Source organism: Plantactinospora sp. ZYX-F-223, assembly GCF_039649625.1.
Taxonomy (GTDB): domain Bacteria; phylum Actinomycetota; class Actinomycetes; order Mycobacteriales; family Micromonosporaceae; genus Plantactinospora.
On record NZ_JBDJAV010000002.1, the window covers coordinates 271,028 to 290,139 of the forward strand.

The window sequence follows — 19,112 nt, forward strand, 5'->3', positions numbered from 1 at the left end:
GACCCTGGAGGACTTCCCGTGGCGGAGCCGAGCACGGCGGCCGGGCTGTCCGCGCCCCGCGCCGGGTCCCCTACCGCGCTCCGCCCGGTCCGGCAGGTCGGGTGAACCGCGCCTCCGCCCGCCCGGGCGTGTCGCCGGGAACGGTTGCCGTCCGGTCACCCTCAAGGCACCCCAGATCCGAGCCGGGAGAACGGGCGTGACCATCGACCAACCGACTGTTCGGCGGGGGACCAACCTTCCCCGGCGCGACGGTACCGGGAACGGCTGAAGAGGTTCAGCGCAGTGCCGCGAGGGTCTCGTCGGCGACCTGGAGGTCCTCCCGGGGTTCGACGACCAGCACCGGGACCCGGGCGTCGGGGGCCGAGACGACCGTGTCGGTCTCCCGGTTGCCGCCCTGCGGCGGCGTGACGCCGAGCAGGCCGAGCCCGGCGCAGACGTCGTGCCGTACCTCGGGTTGGTCCCAGCCGATCTCGCCGGTGAAGACCAGCGCGTCCAGCCGGTCCAGGCTGGTGGCGGCGGCGGCCAGTTCCCGGCGTACCCGGTGGGCGTAGACCTCCAGCGCGAGCGCCGCGACCGGGTCGCCTCCGGCGGCGGCGACCAGGTCACGGGTGTCGGAGGAGCGTCCGCCGGAGAGGCCGAGCAGCCCGGACCGTGAGTTGAGCCCCTCGGACAGCTCGGCCAGGCTGAGCCGGTCGTCGTCGAGCAGCCAGAGCAGCATGCCCGGGTCGACCGCACCGGAGCGTTTCGACATCGGGATGCCGTCCAGCGGGGTGAAACCCATCGAGGTGTCGACGCTGCGGCCGTCCCGGACCGCGCAGACCGAGGCGCCGCCGCCGAGGTGGGCCAGCAGGAGCTGGAGGCCGTCGGCCGGCCGGCCGAGCAGTTCGGCGGTGCGGCGCAGGGCGTAGGCGTACGACAGGCCGTGGAAGCCGTACCGGCGCAGGCCCCACCGCCGGCGCCACCGCGCGGGCAGCGGGTAGGTGGCGGCCGCCGCCGGCAGGTGGGCGTGGAAGGCGGTGTCCGGGCAGAGCACCTGCGGCACGTCGGGCAACTGCTCCCGGATCCGGTCCAGCAGGCGCAGCGCGGGTGGCAGGTGCAGCGGGGCCAGCGTGCCCAGCCGGTCGAGTCCGGACCGGAGGGCGTCGTCCACCCGGGTCGGGGTGCGGACCAGGTCGCCGCCGTGCACCAGCCGGTGACCGACCGCGTCGGGCGGGTCGTGGCCGGCGAGGAAGTCGCGTACCGCCCGGTCCGCCTCGGCCGACCCGGGCGGCTCGGTCCGGGCCAGGCCGTCGGTGACCTCGCCGGCCCGGACGTAGTCGAGCCGGAGGCTGGCCGAGCCCGCGTTGACGGTCAGTACGACCGGCGGGCCGGGTGGCGGCCCGCTCGTCCCGGTCGGCATCGGTGCCTCCTCCGCCCCGCCCCGTCGCCGCTGGCGATCCTGTTCCCGTCGCCGCTGGCAATCGCGTTACCCAGCCCGCCGCGGTCCACGCCCGACAACCTGGCGGTACGGCCTTTCCGAAAGCATTTCGAGAACCTTTTCGGAACATCTCAGAAGATCAACCGCTGTTCGCCCCGATGCTTCCGCTGTGCTGTTACGTCCTCGTAATATGCGCAACACCTTGCCGAAAACCTTTTCGTACGCCATCGTGTGCTGAACGCCGAAACCCCCACCACCCCGCCGACCCTCCGGCGGACCCGGCGCCGAGAAATTGATCATCATCAATTAATCACGTGAGCGAAGGAGGAGTCCGATGAGGCGATGGTGGCCGGCCCTGGCGCCGTTGCTGGCGCTGGGCCTGGTGTTCACCGGGATGGGAGTGGCCAAGGCCGCGCCCGGGGACAACCTGGCCTGGACCGCGACCGCGAGCGCGTCCTACACCTCACCCTGGGAGAGCGTCGAGGCGATCCGCGACGGCATCGACCCGACGACCTCGAACGACACCCAGAACCCGCGCTGGGGCACCTGGCCGAACACGGGCGAGCAGTGGGTGCTGCTCACCTGGCCCCAGCCGCAGACCATCCGGGCCGCCGAGGTCTACTTCTTCGACGACAACGGCGGAGTACGCCTGCCGGCCTCCTGGCGGGTGCAGAGCTGGAACGGCAGCGGCTACGTCGACGTCGCCGGAGCCAGCGGCTACCCGATCGCGGCCAACCGCTACAACCTGGTCACCTTCAACGCGGTCAGCACCACCCAGTTGCGGGTGCTGATGGCCAGCGGCGCCGGCTCGGTCGGCCTGCTGGAGGTCAAGGCGCACGCCCAGCCGCCCGGCACCGGCCCGACCACCCCGCCGCCGTCATCCGGCTGGAACCCGCCGTCCAACCTGGTCACCCCGCTGGACGAGGTCTGGCGGCACCAGGAGCAGACCTACAACAACGGCAACCTGTACGGCTTCCGCAACTACGGCTGGGACCAGCTCTTCGCCAACCGGGGCTACATCAACTACTGCGTCCGCTGGGACTCCTCGGCCACCGTCACCGCAGCCCAGCGCGACCAGATCCACGCCACCCTGGCCCGGCAGTACAAGAAGTGGATGGACGTGATGGTCGGGCACAACGCGTTCCCGTACACCGACGTCCCGGTCCGGGTGGTCGGCTGGGCGGTCCGTGACCGGTCACAGCTCCAGTGGTCGGACACCTCGGTCGACATCTACGTGAACGACATCCGGGAGAACGCCCCGCAGTGCGCGGCACCGTGCGGCCGGTTCTTCAACCAGAACGGCCAGTACCCGAACTGTCCCGGCGGCGCGGCCCGGCACTACGACCACTCGCTCTGGCTCACCGACGGCTTCGGCGGTGGTGCCGGTGGCGACTGGGGCCAGCGGATGGGCCGCGAGTACTACATGAACAACCTGAACACCGAGAACATGACGATCCTGCTGCACGAGATCGGCCATACCTACGGGTTGGACGACTTCTACGACTGGACCCCCACCGGTCAGTGCTGCTTCATCATGAAGGCCGGCAGCGCGAGCTCGATCACCGAGTTCGACCGCTGGATGCTCCGGGACTGGTGGCGGCACCTGAAGAACCGCTACGGCTACTGATCTGGTCGCTCGAACCCCCATCCGGGGTCGCCCGGCCGGTCTGGCCGGGCGACCCCCCGCCCCCGGAGGTGACCAACCATGCCCAAACCCACCCTGTCCCGCCGGTCCCTGTTGCAGACCGGAGCCGCCGTCGCGGTCGGCACCGCGGTCGCCGGCACCCTGCCGGCCGCACCGGCCGCCGCGGCCCGGACCGACATCGGCGTCTCGGCGTACGCCTTCCCGCTCTCCGCCGTCACCCTGCTGGCCGGCCCGTTCCAGGCGAACGCCGGCCGTACCCAGGCGTACCTGAACTTCCTCGACCCGGACCGGCTGCTGCACACGTTCCGGCTCAACTACGGGCTCTCCTCCTCGGCGACCGCCTGCGGCGGCTGGGAGTCGCCCAGCACCGAACTGCGCGGTCACTCCACCGGGCACGTGCTGACCGCACTGGCCCAGGCGTACGCGAACACCGGACATGCGGCCTTCAAGACCAAGGGCGACTACCTGGTGGCCCAGCTCGCGATCTGCCAGAACCGGGCCACCACCGCCGGCTACAACACCGGATACCTGTCGGCGTACCCGGAGAGCTTCATCGACCGGGTGGAGGCCCGGCAGCAGGTCTGGGCGCCGTACTACACGCTGCACAAGATTATGGCCGGGCTGCTCGACATGCACCTGCTGGCCGGCAACGCCCAGGCGCTCGACGTACTCACCCGGATGGCGGCCTGGGTCAAGTTCCGCAACGACCGGCTGACCCAGACCCAGCGGCAGAACATGCTGGACACCGAGTTCGGCGGGATGAACGAGGTGCTGACCAACCTCTACCAGCTCACCGAGAACCCGGACCACCTGACCACGGCCCGCTACTTCGACCACGCGGAGATCTTCGACCCGCTGGCCGCGAACACCGACGCGCTGAACAACTACCACGCCAACACCCAGATCCCGAAGATCCTCGGGGCGATCCGCGAATACCACGCCACCGGCACCACCCGGTACCGGGACATCGCAGTCAACTTCTGGGACATCGTGGTCGGCCGGCACAGTTACGTGATCGGCGGCAACTCCAACGGGGAGTACTTCAAGGCGCCGAACCGGATCGCCAGCGAGCTGTCCGACAGCACCTGCGAGTGCTGCAACACGTACAACATGTTGAAGCTGACCCGGCAGCTCTTCTTCACCAACCCGAGCCGGCTGGACTACCTCGACTACTACGAGAAGGCGCTCTGGAACCACCTGATCGGCGCGCAGAACCCCGGCTCCTCGCACGGCTTCCACTGCTACTACGTGCCGCTGCGGGCCGGCGGGATCAAGACATACAGCAACGACTACAGCAACTTCACCTGCTGCCACGGCACCGGGATGGAGACACACACCAAGCTCGCCGACAGCATCTACTTCCACAACGGCGAGATCCTCTACGTCAACCTCTTCGCCGCGTCCCGGCTGGTCTGGCCGGGCCGGGGGATCACGGTGCAGCAGGACACCACCTTCCCGGAGTCGTCGACGAGCCGGCTCACCGTCACCGGCTCCGGCGCGATCGACCTGCGGATCCGGATCCCCGGCTGGGCCACCGGCGCCGAGGTACGACTCAACGGCGCGGTGCAGTCCGGGGTCACCGCCGGCAGCTTCGCCCGGATCAACCGGACCTGGTCCTCCGGTGACGTGGTCGAGATCAGCCTGCCGATGGCGCTGACCCGGGAGTCCACCCCGGACAACTCCACGGTGCAGGCGGTCAAGCACGGACCGATCGTGCTCGCCGGCGCGTACGGCAACACCAACCTCTCCGCGCTGCCGACGCTGAACCCGGCCACCATCACGCCGACCTCGACCCCGCTGCAGTACACCGCGACCGCCAGCACCGGCACGGTCACGCTGTTGCCGTTCTACAAGATGCACGGCCAGCGCTACACGGTCTACTGGACGGTGACCGGCGCCCCGCCGGCACCGTTCGTCGCGCACTACCGGTTCGACGAGACCGCCGGCACCTCCGCGGCCGACGCCACCGGCAACGGCAAGACCGGCACCCTGACCGGTGGCGCCGGCTGGACCACCGGGCGGACCGGCAACGCGGTCACCCTGAACGGTACGAGCGCGCACGTCGCGCTGCCGGCCGGGCTGCTCGCCGGAGCCACCGCGTTCACCGTGGCGACCTGGGTACGTCGGACCGCCGCCGCGGCCTGGGCCCGGGTCTTCGACTTCGGCACCGGGACCGGGGCGTACCTCTTCCTCACCCCGCAGAGCGGCGCCGGCACCGTCCGGTTCGCCATCACCAGCGGGGGCGCCGGAGCGGAACAGCAGATCAACGGGCCGGCCGCGCTGCCGGTCAACACCTGGACGCACGTCGCGGTCACCCAGACCGGCAACACCGGGGTGCTCTACGTCAACGGCGTCGAGGTGGCCCGGAACACCGCCCTGACCACCCGCCCCGCCGCGCTCGGCTCGACCACCAACAACTGGCTCGGCCGGTCGCAGTACTCCGGCGACCCCTACCTGACCGGGGCCGTGGACGGCTTCCGGGTCTACGCCCGGGCGCTGAGTGCGGCCGAGATCGCCGAGCTGAACTCGACCGGCCTGTGATGCCACTTCGTTCCGCCTGACCACCACCCCCACAGCGAACAGGAGAACAGACAGTGCGCAGCAGACGATGGTTCCGGGTCGCGGCCGGCGGGGTCGCCGGACTGCTGGCCGGGGTCGGGCTGGCGATACCGGCCGGTCCCGCCTCGGCGGCGAACCCGATCATCACCAGCATCTACACCGCCGACCCGGCGCCACTGGTGGTCGGCAATACCATGTACATCTACGCCGGCCGGGACGAGGCGCCGGTCGGGGACAACAACTTCCGGATGCGGGAGTGGCACGTCCTCTCCTCGACCGACGCCAACACCTGGACCCACCACGGCGCCCGAGCCTCGATCGCCACCTTCGGATGGGCCGGTGCGGACGCCTGGGCCAGCGAGGTCGAGCCGCGCAACGGCAAGTACTACTGGTACACCTCGGTCAACGGCCGGGGCGCCGGCTGGATGGACATCGGGGTCGCGGTCGCGGACAGCCCGCTCGGCCCGTTCACCGACGCCAAGGGCGGACCGCTGATCAGCGACAGCACCCCGAACTCCTCCGGGCTGAACATCGACCCGACCGTCTTCGTCGACGACGACGGGCAGGCGTACATCTACTGGGGCGGCTACTGGGGCGCCCGGGCGGCCCGGCTGAAGTCGAACATGATCGAACTGGATGGGCCGGTGGTCACCCCGCAGGGACTGACCAACTTCTGGGAGGCCCCGTGGATGTTCAAGCGCAACGGCCTCTACTACATGATGTACGCCGCCAACGACACGAACGGCTGCGTCACCTCGTCCAGCTACGCCTGCCAGCGGTACGCCACCGCCACCAACCCGATGGGGCCGTGGACGCACCGGGGCATCGTGCTCGGCCAGGTCTCCTCGACCACCAACCACGCCGGGGTGGTGGAGTTCAACGGCAACTGGTACATGGTCTACCACACCGCCAACGCCCCCGGTGGCGGTAACTTCCGCCGCTCGGTCGCGGTCGACCGGCTCTACTTCAACGCCGACGGCACCATGCAGCGGGTGGTGCAGACCAGCACCGGCCCCGGTCCTGGTCCCGGCCCCGGTCCGGGCGGCCCGCCGGCCGGCACCAACCTGGCCACCTCGGCGACCGCCACCACCTCGTACGTCTCGTCCTGGGAGAGCCTGGCGGCGCTGAACAACGGCGGCGTACCGGCCAACTCGGCCGACAAGAGCAACCTGGCGTACGGCAACTGGCCCGAGCAGGGCACCCAGTGGGTCGAGTACACCTGGCCGTCGGCCCGCACCGTGAACCGGATCGCCACCTACTGGTTCGACGACGACCAGGGCATCGACCTGCCCGCCTCCTGCCAGGTGCAGTACTGGACCGGCAGCGCGTACGCGAACGTGCCGGGCCAGTCGAGCTGCGGGGTGGCCGGCAACGCCTACAACGTCACCACCTTCAACTCCGTCAGCACCACCCGGCTGCGGCTGAACATCACGTCGCGGTCCGGCTTCTCCACCGGCCTGCTGGAGTGGCTCGCCTACCAGCCGTAGCCGTGCGGGGCCCGGCCGGTTACCCCCGTCCGGCCGGGCCCCGGACCCCCGTCCCGCCGCCAACGGCGGCCGTCCACCTCGCCGAGGAGGAAGTCCTCATGGCAATCCCCGCCCATCACCCCCGTGGTCGGAGCCGGCTGCTGGCCGGCGCCTCCGGCCTGCTCCTCGTCCTGTTCGCCCTGGTCGGCCCGGCCGGCGCCGACCCCCGGTCCGCTCCGGCGGCCGGCCCGCCGCCCGCCGACCACCAGCACCCGCCCGGCACCGCCGACCACCAGCACCCGCCCGGCACCGCCGACCACCACCATCCGCCCGGCACCGCCGCGCACGGGCACGGACCGGTCGGTCCCGCCGCGCGTCCGCTCTCCGGAGTCCCGGCCGACGATCCGGCCCGGGGTCTGGTGTACGGCGGGCTCGTCGCCGCCCAGAGCGGCCCCTGCGTCGGCGCCTACCAGGTGGCCGGGGTCGTCCCGACAATGTGCACGCACGGCCCGGACAGCCCGCCCGCCGGCCTGTCGGTGAGCCGGGAGATCCAGCCGATCTCGCCGCGTGCGGCCCGACTCGCCCCCCGGGCGCTGCCGGTCTGCGAGGGTGACGGCGTCTCCGGCCGGCGGGTCGAGGTGCTCTACGTGCACGGCAGCGTGAACCGGTACGCCCAGTACCTGGAGACCTTCCGCACCCTGGCCGAGAGCGTCGACGCGATCTTCTACGAGAGCGCCCGGGAGACCGGCGGGTCGCGGCGGGTCCGGTACGTCACCGAGACGGTGAACGGCGCCTGCCGTCCGGTCGTCCGGGACGTGCAGATCCCCGACGCGGCGCTGAACGCCAACGACTGGGCACCGCTACTGAACGCGGTGCGGGCGGCCGGTTACACCCGTACCGACCGCAAGTACCTCCAGTTCGTGGACGCCCGGGTCTACTGCGGCATCGGTGGCTTCGCCGGCGACACCCGCAAGACCGACCAGAACCGCTCCAACTCCGGCCCGGAGTACGCCCGCGCGGACAGCGGGTGCTGGAACGCCGGGGTCGCGGCGCACGAACTCGGGCACACCCTCGGCGCGGTCAACAACAACGCCCCGAACGCCTCCGGCTACGCGCACTGCGTCGACGAGTGGGACGTCATGTGCTACAAGGACAACGCCAGCACGGTGATCCAGACCAGGTGCACCGACCGGGCGCACGACCAGCGGCTGGACTGCAACCACGACGACTACTACCACACCGCCCCGGCCGCCGGCAGCTACCTGGCCACCTACTACAACGTCGCCGACAACCTGTTCCTGATCCGCAACACCGCGGCCCCGGCTCCCGCGCCGACGACGTTCCGGATGGTCAACGGTGCCTCGGGGGGCTGCCTCGACGTACCCGACGGCGCCGTCCAACCCGTCCTCGGGACCTGTGCCGGCGGTGCGGACCAGTCGGTGCGGCAGGTGGGGGAGACCCTGCGGGTGCGCGGCAGGTGCCTCGACGCCTCAGGTCCGGGCACCGCGGTGGGGACCGCCGTGCTGCTCGCCGGCTGCGACGGCGGCGCGGGCCAGCGATGGAGCCTGCGGCCCGACGGCTCGGTGGCCGGAGTGTCCGGCGGCCGCTGCCTCGCCACCACGCCCCAGCCCGGCGGCATGACCATCGTCCTCGCCGACTGCACCGGACAGCCCGCCCAGCAGTGGAGGCGGGGATGAGCCTGGTCCGTCGTAGCGGTCCCGTTCCCCACCGTCGACCCCCTGGAGGTGCCCCGATGCGGTTCGCCACGGGCCTGAAGCGGAGCTCACGGGCGGCCGTACTCGCGGTCGTGCTGGCCGCCGGCGCCCTCGTCGTACCCCAGACGGCGGCCACGGCCGCGCAGACCATCGGCTATCCCACGTTCTCCGGGCCGGCCGTCCCGGCCCCGCCGGTCGGCTACAGCACCGGCAACACCATGCAGGCGATCTACGACGCCGAGAGCGGCGGCACCGACTTCTGGCTGGACCGGCTGCTGGCCCGGCCCGGCAACGACCCGGCCGGCACCTGGCTGATGACCCGGGGTCGGGGCATGTTCATGTACACCCACAACCCGTCGGTGATCGGCTTCGGCGGCAACGCCGCGTACTGGGACAACATCAGCAGCCAGGCCGCGTACACCGTCGCGGTCACCCCGGGCACCTTCACCGAGCAGGTCTCCAGCCGGTGGCAGTCACCGAGCCACTGGCGGGGCGTCTACACCAGCGGCTCGGTCCGGGTCGAGGTGTCGAAGTTCATCACCCAGCAGAACGTCGCGGTGACCAACCTGAACGTGGTGAACAACGGCTCCGGCTCGGTGACCCTGCAACTGCGGGCCACCTCGCCGTACGCCACCTCGGGCAGCGGCAGCGAGCTGACCGGCACCCGGGCGGTGAAGAACAACCTGACCACGCTCTATCCCCGGCTCTCCGGGGACGGGTTCACGGTCAGCTCGGGCGGGCTGAACCGGTCGGTGACGCTTGCCGCCGGGCAGTCGGTCAGCACGAAGGTGCAGCTCGGGCTGGTGGCGAACGAGATACCGGAGTCGCTGACCGAGTACAACGCCTACCGGGGCTACACCCCGGCGACGGCGTTCGCCACGCACGTGCGGGCGTACAACCGGTGGTGGGCGGAGAACATCCCGTACATCGACGTGCCGGACGCGGCGATCAAGAAGAACATCTACTACCGCTGGTGGCTGATGCGCTTCAACTACCTCGACGTGGACATCCCCGGCCAGGACTTCCAGTTCCCCACCTCTGTGGAGGGGGCGCTCGGCTACAACAACGCGATCGTGCTGACCCAGCCGATGCACATTGACGACCTGAAGTACCTGCGCAACCCGATCTACTCGTACGGGCCGTGGACGTCGGTCGGGCAGGTCTCCCGCAACGGCCGGTTCTCCGACAACCCCGGTGACCCGGAGAACTGGTCGAACTCCTACACCCAGTACGTCTCCGAGGCGGCCTGGCGCAGCTATCAGATCCACGGCGGCCAGCCGGCGATCGTGGCGAACCTGGCCCGCTACGCCGAGCAGGACGTCAAGGGGCAGCTCGCCAGCTACGACACCAACAACAACGGGATCATCGAGTACGACTGGGGCGCGATGACCGGCAACGACGCCGACGCGGTGTCGTTCCACTGGCGGGCCGGCAACCTGGACCGGGCCGAGGGGGCGTACGTCTGGAGCAACGCGATGGCGGCGGTGCAGGCGTACACGCTGCTGGGCAACACCGCCAAGGCGAACGAGATGCAGACGATCGCCGACCGGATCCGCAACGGCATCGTCAACGTGCTGTGGAACCCGTCCCGGCAACTGCTGGAGCACAAGCACGTCTCCACCAACACGCACGTACCGTGGAAGGAGATCAACAACTACTACCCGTACTCGGTCGGGCTGATGCCGAACACTGACCAGTACCGGCAGGCGCTGCGCCTCTACGACGACCCGGCGGAGTACCCGATCTTCCCGTTCTTCACCGCCAACCAGCGCGACAAGGCCGCGGCGGCCGCCGCCGGCCAGCCGGGCAGCAACAACTTCTCCACCATCAACTCGACCGTGCAGTTCCGGCTCTACTCCTCGGTGCTGCGCAACTACCCCAACCAGTGGATGACCGCGGAGAACTACAAGCAGCTCCTCTACTGGAACGCCTGGGCGCAGTACATCGGCGGCAACACCCAGTGGCCGGACGCCAACGAGTTCTGGGCGGACTGGAACCCCTCGTCCCGGACCATCGCCTACCGGTCCTGGATCCACCACAACATCCTGGGCAGCAGCAACTGGACGGTGGTCGAGGACGTCGCCGGGCTGCGGCCGCGTTCCGACAACACCGTCGAGCTGTCCCCGATCAACATCAACTGGTCGCACTTCGCCGTGAACAACCTGCGGTACCGCAACATGGACCTCAGCGTGGTCTGGGACGACCCGGCCGACGGGGTCACCCGGTATTCCGGGGTGCCGCAGGGCTACTCGGTCTATCTCAACGGCACCCGGGCGTTCACGGTGGACCGGCTGACCCGGGTGCTCTACAACCCGGCGACCGGCGCGGTCACCCTGCCGGCCGGCGGGACGACCAGCTTCAGCACCGCGGTCTCCGGGCTGCAACTGCCGCAGCAGGTGGTGCAGAACAGCGCCCGGATGGTGGACATCTTCGCCAAGGCGGGCGCCGACCTCACCTCCACCACGCCGAACCTGGCCCAGGGTTCGACGGCGACGGCGTCGTACACCGCCTCCGGCACCTCCACCGGGGCGGCGATCGACGGCTTCCCGATCAACGAACCGATCTGGGGTAGCTACGGGACGCCGAACGCCACCGACTCGTACGAGCTGAACTTCGGCCAGGCCCGGGCGGTCGACGAGGTACGGCTCTGGTTCCGCAACGACCGGGCGACGAACCGGTACCGGCCACCGGCCTCGTACAACGTGCAGTACTGGAACGGCAGCGCCTGGGTGAACGCGGCGGCCCAGGCCAAGACCCCGGGTACCCCGCAGTCCAACTACAACCGGGTCAACTTCACCGCCGTCAGCACCCAGCGGTTGCGGGTGCAGTTCACCCACGCCTCCGGCTCGGCCAAGACGGGGCTGACCGAGATCAAGGTCTACAACCGGGGCGGCACCAACCCGGATCCTGATCCTGATCCTGATCCGGAGCCCGAGCCGGGGGCCAACGTGGCGGGGGCGGCGTCCGCGTCCGCGTCGTACGCCTCGGGCTGGGAGTCGGTGGCGGCGATCAACGACGGGATCGACCCGCCGAGTTCCAACGACACCGTCAACCCGCGCTGGGGCACCTGGCCGAACACCGGTGCGCAGTGGGCCGAACTGACCTGGCCGACCAGCCGCACCCTGAATGCCGCCGAGGTCTACTTCTTCGACGACAACGGCGGGGTGCGGGTACCGGCCTCCTGGAAGCTCCAGTACTGGACCGGCAGCGCGTACGCCGACGTGCCCGGAGCCAGCGGCTATCCGGTCGCGGTCAACCAGTACAACCGGGTGACCTTCCCCAATGTCGGCACCACCCGGTTGCGGGTGGCGCTGACCAGCGGCCAGGGCTCGGTGGGGCTGTTGGAGGTGAAGGCGTACAGCCCCTGAGCCCGGCCGCCTCCGGACCGACCCCGCACAGGGCCGTCCGGACACCCCACGAGGGGCGTCCGGACGGCCCGGGGCAGTCACCACCACCACACACCGTCCCGACGATTCCTCCTGGGGAGCCTCCGATGACCACATCGATGATCGGTGGGGACGCGGAACCCTCGGTGCCGTGCGGCGCCGGCACCTACCTGATGTTCGCCCCGGAGCGCGGCTGCGACGGCCGGGGCGGCGAGGCGGACGTCAACCCGGCACATCCGATCTTCAGCGACGCCGACCTGGCGATCACCGGCTGACCGCCGCAGTCCGATACCGCCCCGACCCTGGTGCCGGCCGCCGACCCGCACGGCCGGCACCAGGGCGGGTAAGCCGGGGTGCGGATTGTCGGCCGATCCGGCCCATGTGACCATTGCCGCCGGACCAAGGAGGGCGCACCATGACCGAGCCGAACGCGGAGCCGGCCGTCGACGGGGGCGGGTCGACCTGTCCCGGCGACCACGCCCGGGCCTGCACGGTTCGCGAGGTTCTGGACCGGGTGGGCGGTAAGTGGAGCATCGGCATCATCATCGAGGCGAGCCGGGGACCGATCCGCTTCACCGAGCTGGAACGCTCGGTCGAGGGGATCAGCCGGCGGATGCTCACCCTCACCCTGCGCAACCTCGAACGTGACGGACTGCTGGTCCGGACCACCTATCCCACCGTCCCGCCCCGGGTCGAGTACGTCGCCACCGAGATGGCCCGGGAACTCTACGATTCCCTGCTCGTGCTGACCGGCTGGGCGGAACGGCACCGGCAGGCGATCGCCGCCGCCCGGGAGGCGTACGACCGCCGCAACGCCGGCACGGACTGACTCCCGGCCGACGCTCCTACTGCTGCGGATCCGGGGCCGACGGGCGGGTCAGCGCTCGTTCGGGTCGATCCGGGCGCGAATCTCGGCGTGCTCGGCCAGCAGGTGCAGCAGGTTGGAGCCGTCGATCAGTTCCAGCGGCTTGCCGGAGGCGAACTCGAACGATTCCGGGCCGTAGCCGCTGGTCGTGACCAGGATGCCCTTGGTCGCCCCCTCGCCCAGCACCGTGCCGAAAAGGTCCCGCACCGCGGACACGTCCATGGTGCCGCGGTCCCGGCGGGCCTGGATCACCACCTTGCCGCCGAAGATCGGGCGCGGGTCGAACGCCACGCAGTCGAGGCCGCCGTCCGGCGCCGTCCGGGTCGTCCGGATCTCCAGGCCGAGCTTGCCGAAGAGGCTCCGGATCACGTCCTCGAACTCGGTCCGGCTCAACTTGTGCAGGTTGGCACGATGGTCCAGGTCGGCCAGCACGTCCACCTCGTCGACGAAGCGCTTGTCGACCACGTCGAACTCCAGCACCGGGCGTACCTCGACCAGATCCTCCGGCCGGGGCGACAGGGTGGCCCGCAGGTGCCGCAGGCAGGCCGCCGGATCGACCTTGGCCAGGTTGATGGCGGTGAAGGCGTCCCGGCTGGTCCGCAGGGTCACCAGGCAGGGCCGGACCCCCTGCCCCGTGCCGGGGTGGGTGGTCTCGACGATGCCGTTGAAGACGATCGTCTCGACCAGCCCGGTACGGTCGGCCTCGAAGAGCTCGTGCACGGTACGCAGCGCCACCTGGGTGATCACGTCGGCGTACCGCTGCCGGATCTCGTCCGCCGAGCGGGCCACCGTCTGCACCTCGTCGCCGGCCTTGACGTACCGGTATTCCCGGACCCTCGGCACCACCGCGACGGTCGGCAGCAGGTATTCCACCACGATCAGCCGGGAGTCCGGGACGTAGGCGAGCCGGTAGCGCTGCGGGAAGTCCTCCGGATAGACCGAGTTGCCGAGCACCAGCCCGAAGTACTTCACCACGGCGTTCGGCTCGGCGGCGGCCAGCGCGGCACCGAATTTGTCGATCTCGGCGTTGTGGCTGGCGACCTGGGCGTCGAGCTGCTGGCAGTGCTTGTCGTACTTGCGCCGGGCCTGGGCGAGCCGCTGCTGCCGGGCCGCCTCGCCCGCCGCGTGCTTGGCCTTGGCCTTCTCGAACGCCTGCTCCGCCTCGGTCAGTAACTGCTGGTAGCGGGCCTCGCCGCCGAACATCTTGCCGAGCGCGTTCGGCTCGGGCGGCGCGAAACGTCGCCAGTCCGGCGCCCGCAGCGGCATGCCCAGCTCGCCCGGCGTGAATTCCGGATAGCTGGCCTGCTTCTTCAGCCGTTCGAGGTCGATGTGGTCGTCGATGGCGAGGGTGGTCCGCAGCAGGGTGTCCAGCTCGTCCAACTGGGACTGGAGGTTGGCGTTGGCGGCCTTGACCCGGGCCGTCCTGGCCTCCACGTAGAGTCGTCGGCGCTCCCGCTCGTCCGCCTCCGCCGCCCGCTCGGCGGCCTGCCGGGCGCGCTCGGCCTCCCAGAGCATCTGTTGGTGCTGCTGGTACGGGGTGGTCGATGCTCGTTGCTGCGCGTGCACCTGCTGTGCGTGCGCCCGCTGCATCTGCCCCATGATGCCCATGTACGTCCCCGATCAGCTTCCAGCACCGTTCACCATCGGTGACCGGTGGCGTCCCGTCCCCCCGAGCTGACGTCCCTTCTCCCGACATGCCGTCGACCGCCATCGCTCGATGCACATTTTGGTCCTAGGGCGCCGGGTGCGTCCAGCGGGGACCCCAGGGTAGCGTGCGGGGCGAACCGCCGATCCGGGTCGGAAACGCCCCTGGTGACGGCAGGGGTGGCCGGGCTACCCGCCAGGTCGGGCGGTGCTAGGGTGCCCCGGGTGACCGACGCAGATGTGCACCTCGTCGCCCAGCCGCGCCTCGACACCGTCGTGACGGAGTTCGCCACCGACGCGCGGCGGCTGCGCAGCGACTATGCCGGGATGGCCTGGATCGGCGACCGGCCGGATCCGGAGAGCGGCCAGTTGGGGCCCGACTACCGGCAGCGGGGCGTGGACTCGCAGCTCTTCCTGCCCGACACCCACTGGTACGACGTGGACCGGCTCGACGACGTCGAGGTGCAGGTCGGCGCGGGTCTGCTCCAGGTGGCCAGCACCGCGCTGCGGACCCAGGGCCTGGTGGGGGCAATCGCCGAGCCGGTGGTCGAGTTCTTCGAGCACCCCGAAGGGCTCCCCGGGGTGGGGCTCTGCCTCGGCCTGCGCGGCCAGATCTTCTCCAACCTCGGCGTCTCCTACCGGGTGACCGTGCTCTGCGCCCCCGAAGCCGTACTCCGGCGCGGCGAGACCGCACAGCCCGACGAGCGGACCGAGGAGAGCGACACCGGCGACTGAGCCCTTCTCAACCTGAACACCGTTCAACCTGAACACCGTTCAACCTGAACGCTCGTCGGGAGTTTCACTCGCGCAGCCGCCAGGCCCGTCCACCGCTCGCCGCCCGCTCGCCGGGCGGTGCGTCCGAGGCCGCCGCCGGGTCGGCGGGACTGCCGGACGCCGGCTCCGCCGGGGAGGCGTCGCCGTCCAACCCGGCGGGCGGCGCCTCGGCCCGGTCGGTGCCGCCGGACCGGGGGCGGCGCAGATACAGCCAGGCGGCGACGGCCAGTCCGAGGACCAGCCCGGCGACCAGGCCGGTGGTCAGCGAGCCGAAGCCCTGGTCCGGGTCATCGGCCGCGGCGCCGCTCTCCGGCGCCTCCGCCCCGGCTGCCCCGGGCGCCGCCGCGGTCGGGTCGGCCGCGGCGGCCGGCGGGGCCAGGGTCAGCACCGGCGCCGGGAACTCCGGCTGCGGGACCTCGGACGAGGGTGGCTGGTTCCAGTTCGTGACATGACCGTCCGAGTACGTCTGCACCAGCTGGAACGTCATCCGGTCGGTCTGCGGCAGCGGGCCGAGCGAGACGACCAGCTCGGCCGGGCCGGCCCCCGGCGCGGGAGCGCCGGCTCGGGTCCAGACGATGCTGGCGACCACCTCGGTGACCTGTCCGTGGTGGATCCCGCCGAGCGTCTGGTCGACCTTCCGCATCGTCATCCGGGGCGCCCACTGCGGATCCGACATCGGGTACGTCTCCGCGACCGGAGCCGACTCCGGCATCAACAACTCGATCTTGGTGGTGTACGCCGGTGCCCGGTCCTCGGTGACCCGGAAGGTCAGCTTCGCCGCCGCACCCTGTACGGCCTGTCCCGGCGTCAGGGTCACGTCGGCGGCCGCGACCCCGGCACCGAGGGTCGTACCCACGACCGTGGCGGTGAGCAGGGCGACGACCCAGCACATTGCCCTGTGACGCACAGCGAAGTCCCTTCGTCCGGCCGATACTCCTGTAGTTCGGCTGTCGAGCGAAAATGGTTCAATCAACGGGCCGGTATGTTACGCCGTCCACTCGGGGTGACTTCGCGACCGCTTAAGAGTTATCCTCGGAAAGTTCCGATTTTCATCTGATAGTTGCGGATCAGCCCGGATCCTGTGCGGAGGCCCGGCGTTATGAAGAACATGCACCGACGCGTACGCCCTCTCGTCATCGTGGCCGCCTCGTTGGCCGCCACCCTCCTCACCACCTCCTGCGGGGCCGACCCGGACGCCGGCTCGGAGCCGGCGGCGGCGACCACCTCCGCCAGCGGCCACGGCGGACCGCACGGCACAGTGGATATTCCACCGGCCGCACCGCTGCGTTCCGGCGAGCGGTTCGTCAACCTGAACATGGCGCAGCCGTACCGCCCGTCGGCGCCGAACGGCGGCACCGACGAATACCGGTGCTTCCTGGTCGACCCCGGCCTGACCGAGCCCGCGTTCCTGACCGGCAGCCAGTTCCTGCCGCAGAACGGCGACATGGTGCACCATGCCATCTTCTTCCGGCTCGATCCGGCGGAGGTGGCGCCGGCCCGCAAGCTCGACGCGGAGACCCCCGGTGACGGCTGGACCTGCTTCGGCAACGCCGGGGTCGGCGACGCGGCCTGGGTGGCGCACTGGGCGCCGGGCGCGAACGAGACACTGCTGGCACCCGGCCTCGGCTACCCGATGCCGCCCGGCAGCCAACTCGTGATGCAGGTGCACTACAACCTGATGGACGTCCGGGCCGGCGGCAACGACACCGACCGGTCCGGCATCCGGCTGCGGCTCGTCGACGGCTCCGAAGAGGTGAACCCGCTCTCCACGGAGCTGCTGCCGGCCCCGGTCGAGCTGCCCTGCGCACCCGACGAGCGTGGCGAACTCTGCCAGCGCGACGCCGCGGTACGGGACGTGCGGCACCGGTTCGGCGCCGAGGCCGGTGGGCAGGTGGAACAACTCAACCAGCACTGCAACCAGGGGCGTGCCCCGGCAGCCGGCAACACGCAGCGCTGCGACCACCAGGTCAGGCAGGCCGGCGTGGTGCAGGCGGTCGCCGGTCACATGCACCTGCTGGGCAGCGCGATCAAGGTCGAGCTCAACCCCGGTACCCCGAAGGCGCGGACCCTGCTCGACATTCCGACGTACAACTTCGACGAGCAGGCCAACCGACCGCTGCCGCAACCCGTCGCGGTCAAGCCCGGCGACGTCTACCGGGTCACCTGCACCCACGACGTGACGCTGCGGCAGCGCCTGCCCCAACTGCGCAACCTGCCGCCCCGGTACGTCGTCTGGGGCGAGGGGACCAGCGACGAGATGTGCCTCGGCATCGTCATCCTGTCCCGGCCCGCCTGACACATCCCGGATCCCGCCGCACGGCGGCCGCGGCGCCCTCCCCGAACCACGGGCGGAGCGCTGGGAAACCTAGGAAGGCACCGGCGCGGCAGCAGCGACGGCACTCCTTCGGCAGAGGGAGTGTGACGACGGTGTGGAGATGCCGGGCAGATTGTGTGCACACCGCCGTACCGGCCGGGTAGCGCCCCTATCGTCGCAGGGTGTGCAGACAGTGGATGTACTGGTCGTGGGTGCGGGCCTGGCCGGTCTGCACACAGCCCGGCTGCTCGCGCAACGGGGACTGGACGTGATGGTGGTCGACCGCCGCCGGTCGCTTTCGACGGGCATCCGGACGACAGGGATCTTCGTGCGTCGTACCCTCGACGACTTCGATCTGCCGGATCATCTGCTCGGGCCCGGCATCCGGGATGTGCTGTTGTATCCGCCGTCGCGGCGGGCACCGATCCGGCTCACCAGTGACCGGGACGAATACCGGGTGGCGGACATGGCGGCCGTGTATGAGCACGCAGACCGTGCGGCGGCGTCGGCCGGGGTGCGGGTCCTGCTCGGCGTGCGGTATGTCGACGCCTCGATGGGACTCGTACGGTTCGCGGGCGCAGACCCGGTGCGGACCCGGTTCATCGTCGGCGCGGACGGCGCCCGCTCCCGGGTGGCCCGTGATCTCGGCCTCGACGTCAACCGACGCTTTATCGTCGGCGCCGAGATCGTCCACCCGATCGCGCCGGGAAACGCCACCCCGGCGTTCCACTGCGTGCTGGACCCCCGAGTTGCCCCCGGGTACCTGGGCTGGGTCATCGACGACGGCCGGCATGCCCACGTCGGCGTCGCGGGATATCCGGCCGCGATGCGTACCGGCATCCGCCACCTGCTGAATACCTTCGCCGCGGACGCTCCCGGCCGCACCGCGCCGACCGGTCCGGTCGAGCGTCGAGGTGGTCCGATCCCGGTCGGCGGTGTGCTACGGCGGTTGGCCTGTCCCGCCGGGCTGCTCGTCGGAGATGCGGCGGGTGCGGTATCGCCGCTGACCGCCGGCGGGCTGGACCCCTGCCTACGCATGTCCGAACTGGCCGCGGCGGTCGCCGCCGGATATCTGCGTACCGGCGATCCGAGTATCCTGCGTCGCTACGACGGGAACGCGCTGCGGACCCGGTTCCGCGGCCGGCTGTTGCTCCGCCGCGCGTTCGCCGGCATCCGGTACCCCGCAGCCGCAGAGGCGGCGGTCGCCGTGCTACGCCGCCGTCCCGGTCGCGTCCTGGCAGCGCGGATCCTGTTCGGCGACGGCTCGTTTCCCGATCTGGAACCACGGCTCGCGGACCCGGCGTTCGACCACCCGTAGCGGCACCGG

13 protein-coding genes are annotated in these 19,112 nt (G+C 70.8%); 10 read left to right on the forward strand and 3 right to left on the reverse strand.

Translation table 11 applies throughout. From position 1 onward, the window contains the following. Window positions 1-274 precede the first annotated feature (274 nt). Complete coding sequence (locus tag AAH979_RS03525) at window positions 275-1,399, reverse strand: acetate/propionate family kinase (protein WP_346256525.1); 1,125 nt, start codon at window positions 1,397-1,399, stop codon at window positions 275-277. A gap of 352 nt (window positions 1,400-1,751) precedes the next feature. Here AAH979_RS03525 and AAH979_RS03530 point away from each other — a divergent pair, with 352 nt between their 5' ends. From AAH979_RS03530 to AAH979_RS03560, 7 genes are all read left to right on the forward strand, one after another. Further along, window positions 1,752-3,044: a cellulose-binding protein gene (locus AAH979_RS03530; protein WP_346256526.1), complete on the forward strand. Its 1,293-nt coding sequence runs from the start codon at window positions 1,752-1,754 to the stop codon at window positions 3,042-3,044. Window positions 3,045-3,122: 78 nt separating this feature from the next. After that, window positions 3,123-5,603, forward strand: coding sequence for a beta-L-arabinofuranosidase domain-containing protein (locus AAH979_RS03535; RefSeq protein ID WP_346256527.1), 2,481 nt, complete (start codon window positions 3,123-3,125; stop codon window positions 5,601-5,603). Between the two features lie 53 nt (window positions 5,604-5,656). Then, window positions 5,657-7,108 carry a glycoside hydrolase family 43 protein gene (locus AAH979_RS03540; protein ID WP_346256528.1) on the forward strand — a complete coding sequence of 484 codons (1,452 nt, stop codon included), beginning with the start codon at window positions 5,657-5,659 and terminating at the stop codon, window positions 7,106-7,108. A 98-nt stretch (window positions 7,109-7,206) separates the two neighbouring features. Then, window positions 7,207-8,784, forward strand: a complete 1,578-nt coding sequence (locus AAH979_RS03545; protein ID WP_346256529.1) for a ricin-type beta-trefoil lectin domain protein — start codon at window positions 7,207-7,209, stop codon at window positions 8,782-8,784. Window positions 8,785-8,840: 56 nt separating this feature from the next. Further along, the gene (locus tag AAH979_RS03550; protein ID WP_346256530.1) at window positions 8,841-12,170 is read left to right on the forward strand and encodes a discoidin domain-containing protein; all 3,330 of its coding nucleotides are present in this window, start codon (window positions 8,841-8,843) and stop codon (window positions 12,168-12,170) included. Window positions 12,171-12,295: 125 nt separating this feature from the next. Continuing rightward, on the forward strand, window positions 12,296-12,463 hold the full coding sequence (locus AAH979_RS03555; protein WP_346256531.1) for a hypothetical protein: 168 nt from the start codon (window positions 12,296-12,298) through the stop codon (window positions 12,461-12,463). Window positions 12,464-12,603: 140 nt separating this feature from the next. Continuing rightward, window positions 12,604-13,017, forward strand: coding sequence for a helix-turn-helix domain-containing protein (locus tag AAH979_RS03560; protein WP_346256532.1), 414 nt, complete (start codon window positions 12,604-12,606; stop codon window positions 13,015-13,017). A gap of 48 nt (window positions 13,018-13,065) precedes the next feature. Here the strand turns inward: AAH979_RS03560 and AAH979_RS03565 are convergent, their stop codons facing one another. Next, the gene (locus tag AAH979_RS03565) at window positions 13,066-14,643 is read right to left on the reverse strand and encodes a restriction endonuclease (RefSeq protein ID WP_346256533.1); all 1,578 of its coding nucleotides are present in this window, start codon (window positions 14,641-14,643) and stop codon (window positions 13,066-13,068) included. Between the two features lie 279 nt (window positions 14,644-14,922). Between AAH979_RS03565 and AAH979_RS03570 the strand changes: the two genes are divergently transcribed. Next, window positions 14,923-15,432 carry a hypothetical protein gene (locus AAH979_RS03570; RefSeq protein ID WP_346256534.1) on the forward strand — a complete coding sequence of 170 codons (510 nt, stop codon included), beginning with the start codon at window positions 14,923-14,925 and terminating at the stop codon, window positions 15,430-15,432. Between the two features lie 64 nt (window positions 15,433-15,496). Here AAH979_RS03570 and AAH979_RS03575 read toward each other — a convergent pair whose 3' ends face one another. Further along, a complete protein-coding gene (locus tag AAH979_RS03575; RefSeq protein ID WP_346256535.1) occupies window positions 15,497-16,378 on the reverse strand; it encodes a DUF1775 domain-containing protein in 882 nt (293 codons plus the stop codon). A gap of 192 nt (window positions 16,379-16,570) precedes the next feature. On the opposite strand from AAH979_RS03575, the gene AAH979_RS03580 reads away from it, so the two are divergent. Further along, complete coding sequence (locus AAH979_RS03580; protein ID WP_346256536.1) at window positions 16,571-17,767, forward strand: monooxygenase; 1,197 nt, start codon at window positions 16,571-16,573, stop codon at window positions 17,765-17,767. Window positions 17,768-17,969: 202 nt separating this feature from the next. Next, complete coding sequence (locus AAH979_RS03585) at window positions 17,970-19,103, forward strand: NAD(P)/FAD-dependent oxidoreductase (RefSeq protein ID WP_346256537.1); 1,134 nt, start codon at window positions 17,970-17,972, stop codon at window positions 19,101-19,103. Window positions 19,104-19,112: the final 9 nt, after the last annotated feature.

Bases quoted from the DNA above. Each gene is read 5' to 3' on its own strand.
- AAH979_RS03525 (WP_346256525.1), bottom strand. From the start codon at position 1,399: ATGCCGACCGGGACGAGCGGGCCGCCACCCGGCCCGCCGGTCGTACTG.
- AAH979_RS03530 (WP_346256526.1), top strand. From the start codon at position 1,752: ATGAGGCGATGGTGGCCGGCCCTGGCGCCGTTGCTGGCGCTGGGCCTG.
- AAH979_RS03535 (WP_346256527.1), top strand. From the start codon at position 3,123: ATGCCCAAACCCACCCTGTCCCGCCGGTCCCTGTTGCAGACCGGAGCC.
- AAH979_RS03545 (WP_346256529.1), top strand. From the start codon at position 7,207: ATGGCAATCCCCGCCCATCACCCCCGTGGTCGGAGCCGGCTGCTGGCC.
- AAH979_RS03550 (WP_346256530.1), top strand. From the start codon at position 8,841: ATGCGGTTCGCCACGGGCCTGAAGCGGAGCTCACGGGCGGCCGTACTC.
- AAH979_RS03555 (WP_346256531.1), top strand. From the start codon at position 12,296: ATGACCACATCGATGATCGGTGGGGACGCGGAACCCTCGGTGCCGTGC.
- AAH979_RS03560 (WP_346256532.1), top strand. From the start codon at position 12,604: ATGACCGAGCCGAACGCGGAGCCGGCCGTCGACGGGGGCGGGTCGACC.
- AAH979_RS03565 (WP_346256533.1), bottom strand. From the start codon at position 14,643: ATGCAGCGGGCGCACGCACAGCAGGTGCACGCGCAGCAACGAGCATCG.
- AAH979_RS03580 (WP_346256536.1), top strand. From the start codon at position 16,571: ATGAAGAACATGCACCGACGCGTACGCCCTCTCGTCATCGTGGCCGCC.